The organism is Kluyvera sp. CRP (genome assembly GCF_019930565.1).
In the GTDB taxonomy this organism is placed as follows: domain Bacteria; phylum Pseudomonadota; class Gammaproteobacteria; order Enterobacterales; family Enterobacteriaceae; genus Kluyvera; species Kluyvera georgiana_A.
The window spans coordinates 4,506,815-4,519,339 of the sequence record NZ_CP082841.1 but is presented as its reverse complement, the minus strand read 5'-3'; the positions used below and the strand labels follow the sequence as shown (position 1 = coordinate 4,519,339).

General features: G+C 55.7%; 10 protein-coding genes. 6 read left to right on the top strand and 4 right to left on the bottom strand.

Annotated elements, in window-relative coordinates; translation table 11 throughout:
- Positions 1-87: 87 nt before the first annotated feature.
- The gene (locus K7B04_RS21485) at positions 88-822 is read right to left on the bottom strand and encodes a class I SAM-dependent methyltransferase (protein WP_223802992.1); all 735 of its coding nucleotides are present in this window, start codon (positions 820-822) and stop codon (positions 88-90) included.
- A 132-nt stretch (positions 823-954) separates the two neighbouring features.
- Here K7B04_RS21485 and mdtQ point away from each other — a divergent pair, with 132 nt between their 5' ends.
- Together mdtQ and K7B04_RS21475 are read left to right on the top strand one after the other, a co-directional pair.
- The gene (gene mdtQ / locus K7B04_RS21480) at positions 955-2,397 is read left to right on the top strand and encodes a multidrug resistance outer membrane protein MdtQ (protein ID WP_223802991.1); all 1,443 of its coding nucleotides are present in this window, start codon (positions 955-957) and stop codon (positions 2,395-2,397) included.
- Positions 2,398-2,753: 356 nt separating this feature from the next.
- A complete protein-coding gene (locus K7B04_RS21475) occupies positions 2,754-3,410 on the top strand; it encodes an oligogalacturonate-specific porin KdgM family protein (protein ID WP_163447495.1) in 657 nt (218 codons plus the stop codon).
- Positions 3,411-3,454: 44 nt separating this feature from the next.
- Here the strand turns inward: K7B04_RS21475 and K7B04_RS21470 are convergent, their stop codons facing one another.
- A complete protein-coding gene (locus K7B04_RS21470; RefSeq protein WP_223802990.1) occupies positions 3,455-4,027 on the bottom strand; it encodes a DedA family protein in 573 nt (190 codons plus the stop codon).
- 153 nt (positions 4,028-4,180) lie between these two features.
- Between K7B04_RS21470 and K7B04_RS21465 the strand changes: the two genes are divergently transcribed.
- Both K7B04_RS21465 and pbpG read left to right on the top strand, forming a co-directional pair.
- Complete coding sequence (locus K7B04_RS21465) at positions 4,181-4,768, top strand: Yip1 family protein (protein WP_163447493.1); 588 nt, start codon at positions 4,181-4,183, stop codon at positions 4,766-4,768.
- Between the two features lie 179 nt (positions 4,769-4,947).
- Positions 4,948-5,901 carry a D-alanyl-D-alanine endopeptidase gene (pbpG, locus tag K7B04_RS21460; protein ID WP_065357401.1) on the top strand — a complete coding sequence of 318 codons (954 nt, stop codon included), beginning with the start codon at positions 4,948-4,950 and terminating at the stop codon, positions 5,899-5,901.
- A gap of 7 nt (positions 5,902-5,908) precedes the next feature.
- On the opposite strand, the gene K7B04_RS21455 is transcribed toward pbpG, so the two are convergent.
- Together K7B04_RS21455 and dld are read right to left on the bottom strand one after the other, a co-directional pair.
- The gene (locus tag K7B04_RS21455) at positions 5,909-6,463 is read right to left on the bottom strand and encodes a GNAT family N-acetyltransferase (protein ID WP_223802989.1); all 555 of its coding nucleotides are present in this window, start codon (positions 6,461-6,463) and stop codon (positions 5,909-5,911) included.
- Positions 6,464-6,559: 96 nt separating this feature from the next.
- Positions 6,560-8,281, bottom strand: coding sequence for a D-lactate dehydrogenase (gene dld, locus K7B04_RS21450; RefSeq protein ID WP_064544169.1), 1,722 nt, complete (start codon positions 8,279-8,281; stop codon positions 6,560-6,562).
- A gap of 198 nt (positions 8,282-8,479) precedes the next feature.
- Between dld and bglX the strand changes: the two genes are divergently transcribed.
- Positions 8,480-10,777 carry a beta-glucosidase BglX gene (bglX, locus tag K7B04_RS21445; protein ID WP_163447491.1) on the top strand — a complete coding sequence of 766 codons (2,298 nt, stop codon included), beginning with the start codon at positions 8,480-8,482 and terminating at the stop codon, positions 10,775-10,777.
- A gap of 385 nt (positions 10,778-11,162) precedes the next feature.
- Positions 11,163-12,503, top strand: coding sequence for a glycoside hydrolase family 28 protein (locus K7B04_RS21440; protein ID WP_223802988.1), 1,341 nt, complete (start codon positions 11,163-11,165; stop codon positions 12,501-12,503).
- Positions 12,504-12,525: the final 22 nt, after the last annotated feature.

The window sequence follows — 12,525 nt, the reverse complement described above, 5'->3', positions numbered from 1 at the left end:
TTGCCGGATGGCGCCGGGCTTATCCGGCCTACAATGCTAACGATCTGTAGGCCGCATAAGGCGTAGCCGCCATCCGGCAATCCCAACTCACACCGGCTTACGCGCGCGCAGTAAAAAGATCATCGGCCGCTCTTTTTCTTCATCCAGCGCCGGATTCGCGGCAATCTGTTGCGCCGTTGGTCCCCACTCATCCAGATGTTCCACAACCAGCCCGGCGGCGACCAGCGCGTTAATCCAGCTGGCGAGCTTGCGGTGCTGTTTTTTCACGCCGTCGGCAAACCAGTTGCTGATGCGTTCACCCTCCTGCTGATAGTGACTCACCGGCCAGCTTTTTTGCCCGTTCTCGTCCAGCCGCCAGCCCTGCTGCAACGGCGCGGTGTAGATCGGATGCTCGGCGGAGAACACCAGCACGCCGCCTGGCGTCAGCGCCTGGTAAACGGTGGCCAACAGCGGGGCGATATCGGGCAGATAGTGCAACGCCAGCGAACTGTACACCAGGTCGCAACTGTTGGCGGCAAGCGTTAAGTTTTGTAGATCTTCACAGCGGTAGGTAATGCCTTCGCCATCGGTCATCTCCTGTGCGCGTGCCAGCATACGGCTGGAAAGATCGTAGCCGATAACGTCTGCGGCACCCTGATCGCGCGCCCAGCGGCAAAACCAGCCGTAGCCGCAGCCGAGGTCAACCGTGCGCAAACCGGCCAGCGGCGGCAGCATTTGCTGGATTGCTGGCCACTCTGGCGCGCCGTCCAGTCCTTTCACCGAACGGTCGAGCGTGGCGTAACCTGCGAAAAAGTTCGGGTCGTCGTAGATGTTCTGACTCATGTTCACTCCATGACGCTAAAGTGTTATTAGCTGTTTTTAAGTATGTCTATTTATGTTCCCACACGCTTTACTAAAAGGATTTGATTCATTTAAATTATTATCACTTTCCTTCTTTTGTAACCGACCTATCACATGAACTTGACTCTGAAAAAAAGCGTGCTGTCGGGCTTGCCCCTGCTCATCGCGCTAGCTGGCTGCGCGCCGTCGCACGATATTGGCAGCCCAATTAAGCAGCAGGCTCCGGCCTCCAGCGTGGCGACGGATTTACCCGCCGCAGTGAAAAATGGCTGGCCGCAGAGCAACTGGTGGCAAGACTATCACGACGCCCAGCTCAATAACTTGATTAGCCGCGCGCTGGCGAATGCGCCAGATATGCAAATTGCCGATCAACGCATTAAGCTGGCGGAAGCGCAGGTCCGGATGTCGAAGTCGTCGCTGGGCCCCGAAGTGGATTTCGGCGCGGACCTTGAGCGACAGAAAATGTCGGCAGAAGGGCTGATGGGCCCGTTTGCCACCGACTTAGACGGTAATACCGGGCCATGGTACACCAACGGGACTTTCGGCTTGACCGCCGGTTGGGATCTCGACCTGTGGGGGAAAAACCGTGCTGAAGTGAAAGCGCGCATTGGGGAAGTGAAAGCGCAGGTGGCCGAGCAGGCGCAAACTCGCGAGTTGCTCTCCAGCAGCGTGGCGCGTCTGTACTGGCAGTGGCAGACCGAAGCCGCCATCCACAGCGTTCTTGAGCAAGTGAAAAGCGAACAAAATAATATCGTTAGCGTCGACACCGCGTTGTTTGAGCACGGTATTACTAACTCCGCCGAAGGGGCCGAAAACGATATCAACGTCAGCAAAACGGATCAGCAGTTGGCCGACGTTGAAGGCAACATGAAAGAGATTGAGGCGCGGCTGATGGCGCTGACCAATAGCCAAAGCCAGTCGCTGAATCTGCGCAAGGTTGAGCTGCCCGCCGTGGCCAGCAAAATGCCGTCGCAGTTAGGCTATGATCTGCTGGCTCGCCGCCCGGATTTACAGGAAGCGCACTGGTATATCGAAGCCTCGCTCAGTGAAATTGACGCGGCGAAAGCGGCATTCTATCCGGACATCAACCTGATGGCCTTCCTGCAGCAGGACGCGCTGCACTTGAGCGATCTGTTCCGCCATTCTGCGAATCAGATGGGCGTGACCGCAGGGTTGACGCTGCCAATCTTCGACAGCGGTCGTCTGAATGCAAACCTCGATATTGCCAGCGCGCAGAATAATCTGTCGGTGGCGAAATACAACAAAGCGGTTGTTGATGCGGTGAATCAGGTGGCGAAAACCGCCAGCCAGGTCGAAACGCTGATGGCGAAAAACCAGCAGCAAGCGCAGGTTGAGAAAGACGCGCAGCGCGTGGTGAATCTGGCGCAGGCGCGGATGAATGCCGGGATTATTCCAGGGTCTAAGGTGAGTCTGGCGAAACTGCCAGCCTTACAGGAGCGAATCAGCGCTCTGCGTTTGCATGGCCAGTGGGTAGATGCCAGCATTCAGTTGACCTCCGCGCTGGGCGGCGGTTATCACATCACCGACAAGTCGTAAACGGCTGTGAATTTATTTCCCCCTGTGTTGAAATACAGGGGGAAATGAAAAACCAATATTCATATTAAATAATATTACTTGCTATTATATTTGCCAAAAATCTAATTTTTAATTTAATTAAAAATAAATTCCTTGCGTTAATTAAAATATGCTAGCGATCACGTATTTATATTTAAATAAATGACAGCGCGTTTCCCAACCACTAGTATCGCTCACCAGAAAAACAATATCTCTGGTCTTATTTTTATTATTGAAAAACATATTCATCTTTTAAATATTATAGCCAGTTCCTCCTGATTTTATTGTGACATTAATAAGCAGAGGACGATTGCGTGAAAAAATTAATAACTCTTGGGATGCTGGCGTTTGTCAGCGCATCGGCGAGCGCGGTAACGATTGACTTGCGTCATGAATATACCGACACCTCGCAGGGACAGAAAGACAGGGTGCTGATTTCGCACCGCTTCGCCAACGGTTTTGGTTTCTCCGTCGAAGCCAAAACGAAATCAGGCGGTGAACATTCGGATAAAGCGTTTAATGATGTCGTTGATAATGGTGATGAGTATGTTATTAGCTATCAGTTTAACGCGATGCCAAATATTGCTATTCAGCCGGGTTTTGCCTTAGAAACGTCATCATCGAAGGCGATATATAAACCGTATATTCGTGGGCAATATAATTTCGAAAATGGTTTTTATGTCGCCGGGCGTTACCGCTACGAATATACGCGTGATACGTCCAGCACGAAAGACGATGAACATGTGAACCGTGGTGATCTGTGGTTAGGTTATAAAACCGGGCCGTGGACGTTTGAAGGAAATTATCTGTATAAGAAAAGCGAAGATTATAATCGCTACGATAACGGTAAAGATGACTATGAGCTGGATTTCAAAGTGGCTTATAGCATCGATAAAAACTGGAAGCCTTACGCGCAGATCGGTAACGTCTCCGTCAGCAGCGACGAAGACGATCGCCAGACCCGTTATCGTGTGGGCGTGCAGTACACCTTCTGATCCTCATTACCTCTGGGCCTTACCGGGGCGCTTCGGCGCCCCGGTTATTCATCCGTCGAATGTTTTTCCCGCCGTTTGAACCACCAGCGCAGCGCGACCACTAGCGCCACCGCCAGCGCCAGCCAGATAATGTGCTTCAGATGTTTATCCAGATGATGCAGCCACGGGCCGATAGCTTCGCCGCCCAGGTAGCCGAGGGTGGTGAACAGCAACGCCCAGATCAACGCGCCGAGAATGTTCAGCGGCAGGAAAATCTTTGGCGGTAGGCCGCTGGCGCCAATTAACAGTGGGCCAATGACACGAAAGCCGTACATAAAACGCGTACCGATGACAAATAGCTTCGGACGGCTGTTAATCAGCCGCTGCGCCTTCCGAATACGCGCCTGATGGCGTGAAAACCGTTTTAGCAGACGCCCGCCGAACTTCCGGCCTAAAAGATACAGCACCTGATCGCCGATCATCCCGCCCAGCGCCACCGAAATCACAACCAGCGGAAATTTCAATAGCCCCTGATGCGCCGCCACGCCACCGAGTAGCGTAATAGTTTCGCCTTCCGCCATGCTGCCAATAATCAGTGCCGCGTAGCCATAGTGGGAAATCAGGTTATTGATATCCATACAAACACTCACTCCTTACCACATCATACTATTCATCATACACCCTCAGGGTGAGATTGCAGGGGCCGCTATTTTTTGCGTTGTACATAAAATAATCATTGGTGTGAATTATACTTACAGCAACGTGGTACGAAGCCGTGCAGAGGAGGCGTTATGAACCATGTATGGGGACTGTTCTCCCACCCTGACAAAGAAATGCATGTTATCCGCAGCGAGAACGAAACCGTTTCTCACCACTATGTGCATCATGTGCTGGTCATGGCGGCCATTCCGGTGGTCTGCGCCTTTATCGGCACCACCCAACTGGGCTGGAATTTTGGCGACGGCAACGTGGTCAGGCTGTCGCTGATGACGGGCCTGGGCATGGCGGTGCTTTTCTATGCCCTGATGCTGGCTGGTGTCGCGGTGATGGGACGGGTGATCTGGTGGATGGCGCGTAACTATCCGCAACGACCGTCGCTTAAACGCTGTATGGTGTTTGCCGGCTACGTCGCGACGCCGATTTTCCTGAGCGGTATTGTGGCGCTTTACCCGTTGGTGTGGCTGTGCGCACTGGTCGGGACGGTCGCGCTGTTTTATACCGGGTATCTGCTTTACATCGGCATCCCGACTTTCCTCAACATCGATCGGGAAGAGGGGCTGAGCTTCGCCAGTTCCACCCTGGCTATCGGCGTGTTGGTACTTGAAGTGCTGCTGGCGCTGACGGTGGTGCTGTGGGGCTATGGCTACCGATTATTCTGAGTTCTGATATGCATTGCTGATGTGAATTAAATTACGTCAGCAATGCAGCATTTATTCACCATTATTTTCTGGCAGATGCCGCGTTCTACGCGCTATGATGGGCCATTCCGCTTCGCAACCGTTTGGTGCGAAGCGGTTGTCCATCATAATGTGCATAAATAACCGCCAGAATACTCACCATGCAGAAATTTCGCGTTTCCCTGCTCAGCCTCGCTCTCGTGCTGGCTGTGCCTTTTGCGCCTCAGGCGAGTGCTAAAACCGCCGTCTCCGCCGTGGCCTCGCAGCCGGAAATTGCTTCCGGTAGCGCGATGATTGTCGACCTTGAAACGAATAAAGTGATTTATGCCAACCAGCCCGATCTGGTGCGTCCGATGGCCTCCATTACCAAGCTGATGACGGCGATGGTGGTGCTGGACGCCCATCTGCCGCTGGATGAGATGCTGACCGTGGATATCAGCCACACGCCGGAGATGAAGGGCATTTATTCCCGCGTGCGTTTGAACAGCCAGATTAGCCGTAAAAACATGCTGCTGCTGGCGCTGATGTCTTCCGAGAACCGCGCGGCTGCCAGCCTGGCGCACCATTATCCGGGCGGTTATGACGCATTTATTCGCGCCATGAATGCCAAAGCCAAATCGTTGGGGATGACTCGTACTCGCTATGTTGAGCCGACGGGGCTGTCCATTCATAACGTTTCGACTGCGCGCGATTTGACTAAACTGCTGATTGCCACCAAACAGTATCCGCTGATTGGCCAATTGAGCACGACCAAAGAAGACACGGCGACCTTCGCCCATCCGGCGTATACGCTGCCGTTCCGCAACACGAATCATCTGGTGTACCGCGATAACTGGAGCATTCAGCTGACCAAAACCGGCTTTACCAACGCGGCGGGACACTGCCTGGTGATGCGCACCGTGATGAACAAACGTCCGGTGGCGATGGTGGTCATGGATGCGTTCGGTAAATATACCCATTTCGCCGACGCCAGCCGTCTGCGTACCTGGGTTGAAACCGGAAAGGTGATGCCGGTTCCTGCCGCGGCGCTGAGCTATAAAAAGCAGAAAGAAGCCCAGGTGGAAGGCAATATTGCGAAAGCCCAGCTTAGCGGGCAAACCACCCAGGACGATTAAACGTTCTTTATTCCGGCAGCGCCCAGTCACCGTCGTTGAGTGGGCGCTGCATAATCACCGTATCCCGCCAGTCACCCATCTTGTAGCCGACGCTGCGCAACTGTCCCGCCACTTCGAAGCCGTGTTTTTTATGCAGTCGCAGCGAAGCGGTGTTGTTATTTCCGTCGCCAATTACCGCCAGCATCTGCCGCCATGGCCCTTGTTCGCATACGGCGATTAATGCCGTCAGCAGGCGGCTGCCGATACCGTGGGCGGTCATTGTGGTGTCGATATAGATAGATTCTTCCAGCGTATAGCGATAGGCCGGGCGAGGGCGATAGGGGCTGGCATAGCAGTAGCCGACGATAACCCCACGATACAGCGCCACCAGCCACGGCAATCCTTGTTGCTGAATGGTGTTCATGCGTTGCTGCATTTCATCAATGGAAGGCGGCACCTCTTCAAATGAGGCGCGGCCATTAAGTACGTGCCAGGCATACAGCGCGGCAATGGCTTGTACATCGTCAGCCTGCGCGTCACGAATTTCAATATCGGCGTCACGGGTGACATCAAGCGTAGACATGCTTGAATTCCTTATGGTTTCCATCGTTAATCTGGCTCGCAGTCGGCCGGATGGCGCTACGCTTATCCAGCCGACAACGAATTTCCCAACGTCATATCACGCGTCGGTTTTCTCGCCCCAGTATTTGAGCTTACTGGTTTTACCGATCCCCGGGTTCATGCTGTTGGTCGGGTCGTTTTCCCGGTAGTGGCGTTTGAGGTTTTCATCGGCTTCATACAGATGCCCGACATTATGTTCCGCCGGATACTGGGCTCCACGCTCGCGCAGCAGCGCTAGCATCTGCTCTTTCAACTCGTGAGCATCGACGCCTTTTTTCACGATGTAGTCCTGGTGGAAAACGTGGCACATAAAGTGGCCGTAGTAGAGCTTATGCACCAGTTTACTGTCGATTTCCGGCGGCAGATGCTCGAACCATTCGGTGTCGTTGCGGCGTAGCGCAATATCCAGCGCCAGAATATCCTCCACTTCATCCGCGTGCACCGCCTGGTAACGGATGGCTGCACCTGCCGCCGCGAAGCGGTGCAGGAACGCTTTGCTGCCTTCTTCCGGCGTACAGACAAAGAAGTCGCCTTCCGCCTGCTTGAAGTACTCCACCAGCCAGGCTTTAGCCTCGTCAATGCCGTCGCCGGACATTTTCAGCAGCAGGTGGTGCTCGTATTTATCGCGCCATGTTTTCATCCGTTCCGGCAGATGCGCCGGGAAAGCGTGGCCTAGCTTCTGCATAAAGCGGTCGGTGAAGTGCGGCTTGAACAGGGACACTTTTTCCAGCATGGCGTCGGCGCGGCCCTTCATGGTGAAGAAGAACGGCATTTTGTCAGTGCCGAGCTTGTCGATCATCAGGAAGGTGTCTTTACCGTACTGCTCGGCGATATCGTAAATATCGCGATGCATATATTCGCCTGCCACCGGCAGGTTGTTAAATTCAGCCAGAATATGGCGGCGAATTTCGGTCAGCACGTCCGGCTGATTCGTTCCGATGTAGAACACCTGTTGACGTTTTTCTGCCGGGAAGGTGTCGAGACGCGCGGCGAATACCGCCAGCTTGCCCGCGCAGCCGGAGGATTCAAACAGACGCTCCGGGTCGGCGTTGTAGCGCGCCGGGGTATCGGCGTTGACGTCGCGCACGCGGTTGACGTAGTCGTGATCGTGCGCGTGACGGCCATCGTGACGCACATCGCTGTCCTTCACCCGATCGTCATCAAGTTTGCTGAGGATCTGCTCCGGGGTTTCACCCAGATCGATGCCCAGATGGTTAACCAGCGTCAGCTTGCCGTTTTCATCAATGCGCGCAAACAGCGACATTTCGGTGTACGCCGGACCGCGCTGCACCAGCGAACCGCCGGAGTTATTGCAGATCCCGCCGATTACCGACGCACCGATGCAGGAGGAGCCAATCACCGAATGCGGTTCACGGCCCAGCGGCTTGAGCGCTTTTTCCAGTGAATAGAGCGTGGTACCTGGCCAGGCCAGCACCTGCTCGCCTTTATCCAGCAGATGCAGTTTATCGAGGCGTAGGGTGCTGATAATGACGATATCGCGGTCGTAGTCGTTGCCGCTGGGCGTTGAACCTTCGGTCAGACCGGTATTGGCGGCCTGCATCAGAATAATTTTGTCCGCATTGACGCAGGCGTTGAGCACGCGCCATAGCTCCAACAGCGAGCCTGGAAACACCACGGCCAGCGCATCGCCGTGCCCGGAACGGAAGCCTTTACGGTAGCGGGCGGTTTTGGCCGGGTCGGTGAGCAGGTGAGCGTGACCAACCAGGCGCGAGAGTTCGTTAATCAGCGCGTTATTATCATTTGTAGTTTGAGAAGCCATTCTCCACTCCTTGTGGTGGGACAAATTGTCGTTTCTAAGAATAGCGCTTTGTATGATCATTGGGGGAGTGAATGTTTCTAAAAATCAGAGAATAACCTTAGCTTTCTGTTCCGCGCTCCTTTACCTTTATGGCAAACTGCGGCTTTTCATCGACTCTCAGCCGCTCTCCCCGGCATGGATACAAGAGACTACAAAAATATGAAATGGCTATTTTCTGTTGGCGTCGCCGTGAGCCTGGCGCTGCAACCCGCTCTGGCGGAGGATTTGTTCGGTAACCATCCACTCACCCCGCAGGCGCGGGATGCGTTTGTGACCGAACTGCTGAAAAAAATGACGGTCGATGAAAAGATTGGCCAGCTGCGCCTGATTAGCGTTGGGCCGGACAACCCGAAAGAAGCCATTCGCGAGATGATCAAAGACGGTCAGGTCGGCGCGATTTTCAATACCGTGACCCGCCAGGATATCCGTGCGATGCAGGATCAGGTGATGTCCCTTAGCCGCCTGAAAATTCCGCTGTTCTTTGCCTACGACGTGGTACACGGCCAGCGTACCGTATTCCCGATTAGCCTTGGCCTTGCCTCTACCTTCAACCTCGACGCAGTGAAAACCGTGGGCCGCGTGTCAGCCTATGAAGCGGCGGATGACGGCCTGAATATGACTTGGGCGCCGATGGTTGATGTCTCGCGCGACCCGCGCTGGGGCCGCGCTTCCGAAGGGTTTGGCGAAGACACTTATTTAACCGCCGTGATGGGCGAAAACATGGTGGAAGCGATGCAGGGTAAAAGCCCGGCGGATCGCTACTCGGTGATGACCAGCGTTAAACACTTCGCCGCTTACGGCGCGGTGGAAGGCGGCAAAGAGTACAACACCGTCGATATGAGCCCGCAGCGTCTGTTCAACGACTATATGCCACCGTACAAAGCGGGGCTGGATGCGGGCAGCGGCGCGGTGATGATTGGCCTGAACTCGCTGAACGGCACGCCGGCGACGTCCGACACCTGGCTGCTGAAAGACGTGCTGCGCAACCAGTGGGGCTTCAAAGGGATCACCGTCTCCGATCATGGGGCGATTAAAGAGCTGATTAAACACGGCGTTGCCGCCGACCCGGAAGACGCCGTTCGCGTGGCGCTGAAGGCCGGTATCGATATGAGCATGAGCGATGAATACTACAGCAAGTACCTGCCGGGGCTGGTGAAATCCGGCAAGGTGACGATGGCCGAGCTGGACGACGCTACCCGCCACGTGCTGAACGTCAAGTACGATATGGGGCTGTTTAACGATCCGTACAGCCATCTGGGGCCGAAAGCGTCCGACCCGCAGGACACGAACGCCGAAAGTCGCCTGCATCGTGCCGAAGCGCGCGAGGTTGCGCGCCAGAGCCTGGTGCTGTTGAAAAACCGTCTCGAAACGCTGCCATTGAAGAAAAACGCTACCGTGGCGGTGGTGGGCCCGCTGGCGGACAGCCAGCGTGACGTGATGGGGAGCTGGTCTGCCGCTGGTGTGGCTGGACAGTCCGTAACCGTACTGACCGGGATTAAAAACGTGATGGGCGGCGAAGGCAAAGTGCTGTACGCCAAAGGCGCGAACGTGACCAGCGACAAAGGCATCATCGACTTCCTCAACCTCTATGAGGAAGCGGTGAAGGTCGACCCGCGCTCGCCGCAGGCGATGATTGACGAAGCGGTAGCCGCGGCGAAACAATCCGACGTGGTTGTGGCGGTGGTGGGCGAAGCGCAGGGCATGGCCCACGAAGCCTCCAGCCGTACCGAACTGTCAATTCCGAAAAGCCAGCAGGATCTGATTGCGGCATTGAAAGCCACCGGCAAACCGCTGGTTCTGGTGCTGATGAACGGTCGTCCGTTGACGCTGGTGAAAGAGGACCAGCAGGCCGACGCTATTCTGGAAACCTGGTTCGCCGGTACCGAAGGCGGTAACGCCATCGCCGATGTGCTGTTTGGCGACTACAACCCATCCGGGAAGCTACCGATGTCCTTCCCGCGCTCCGTGGGGCAGATTCCGCAGTACTACAGCCACCTGAACACCGGTCGTCCATACAACGCCGACAAGCCAAACAAGTACACCTCGCGCTACTTTGACGAAGCCAACGGCCCGCTGTATCCGTTCGGCTACGGTCTGAGCTACACCACTTTCTCGGTCTCCGACGTGAAAATGTCCGCACCGACCATGAAGGCTGACGGCAGCGTCACCGCCAGCGTGCAGGTGACCAACACCGGCAAACGTGAAGGGGCGACGGTAATTCAGATGTACCTGCAGGACGTGACCGCGTCGATGAGCCGCCCGGTGAAACAGCTGAAAGGCTTTGAGAAGGTGACGCTGAAACCTGGTGAAACTCAAACCGTGAGCTTCCCGATTGACGTTAACGCGCTGAAGTTCTGGAACCAGCAGATGAAATACGCCGCTGAGCCGGGCAAGTTTAACGTCTTTATCGGCGTGGATTCGGCGCGTGTGAAGCAGGGCGAATTCGAGCTGCTGTAAGGCGAGCCTTCAGTTCAGTACAAACTATCAGGCCGCACTCAACGGTCCCCTCTCCCCAGCGGGGAGAGGGTTAGGGTGAGGGGGCAACCCCTCAAACCCCACTCCCGCATCATTCTGTGATCCCCCTCGCTATTCTCCGCTTATCACCGTGCAATCTGCGCTAAACGGCCCGTTTAACGCGCTAACTAAGCTTCTTTTTGTGACGTTCCTCACTTATCACCTACCCCGACACATCGCGTTTTGTGCGCTTGCTCAAAACCCGTCTCAGGCCGCCATAACAGGCGTGACCCCATTCACTAATACGTAAAAAAGCCCGCTTCTGCCCCGCGAGAGGCGCGGCGAATCCGCGTTAAATGCAGCTATCTCAACATTCGCAGGTAGCCACATGAAGATTTCACTGCATAACACCTCTCTCGACCGCAGCGGTAAAACGCCGCTGACCGCGCAGCTGCAGCAGCTGATTGACGAAATTGACCGCGCCGGCGGCGGCACGCTGGTGGTGTCGGCGGGCGACTGGATGACCGGCACGCTGATTCTACCGTCCAACTTTACCCTGCATCTGGAGGCCGGCGCGCGTTTGCTGGCCAGCCCCAACGCGGAGGATTACCCGGCGGAGTTGACGCAAACCGTTGCTGAACTCTCCCGCATGGCGCTGATTTATGCCCGTAACGCTCATCACATTACGCTGAGCGGCGAAGGCTGTCTGGCGGGGGGCGCGAGCGCATGGTTCGCAGAGCGCGCCGATGAGCAGGGTTATCGCCAGCCGAAAACCATGCGCCCGCGCATGCTGGTGCTGGAAGGCTGCCAGCAGGTGCGCATTCGTGATATCACCATCAGCGACTCGCCGATGTGGACCGCGCATCTGGTGAGCTGTAATCAGGTATTCATTCAAAATCTGACCATTGATAACGATCTGGCGCTGTCCAACACCGATGCGCTGGATATCGACAGCTGCCAGCATGTGCATATTAGCGATAGCTACTTCAGCGCTGCCGATGATGGCATCTGTATCAAAACGACCCGCAAACCGCAGGAACTCCAACAGGCGACCCGCCACGTGGTGGTCAGCAATTGCCTGATTCGTTCGAAAAGTTGCGCTATCAAAATCGGCACCGAAACCTTCGCCGATATCAGCCATATCGCCGTGCACAACTGTTCAATCTTTGAGTCCAACCGCGGCATCGGCCTGGTCTCCCGCGATGGCGGCCGGTTCAGCCAGATGATTTTCAGCAACATTCTGTTCGACTGCCGCCACGGTCACCCGTGCCACTGGGGAAAAGCCGATCCGGTCTTTATCTCGGTGCGCCATCGCGACCCGCAGGTTCAGCCGGGCCAGGTTGAAGACATCACCTTTAGCCAGCTCTCCGGCGTGAGCGAAGGGGCCATCAACCTGCACGCGGAAACACCGGGCGATATTCATCATGTCACCTTCAACGGGCTGTCGCTGCAGCAGCTTTCCGGCCCCTCTGATGAGCAGGGCTGCTATGACGTTCGCCCACCGTGCAACCCGGAGAGCCCAACTGGCATGGGGCTCGATAACGCCTACCGCGTGAACCCGCAAACCGGCCGCGCCTGGGGTGTCGATGCCTATCCTGGCGGCCTACCGGCGTTCTACGCCAACGGTGTGCAAGAACTGACGCTCAACGATCTGCGCATTCGTCGCCCGACGCCGCTGCCGCAGGGATGGAACATCAACGCCATCGTGCAGGAAAACGCCGACGTCTGAAGCTATTTGATGACGGCGCGGC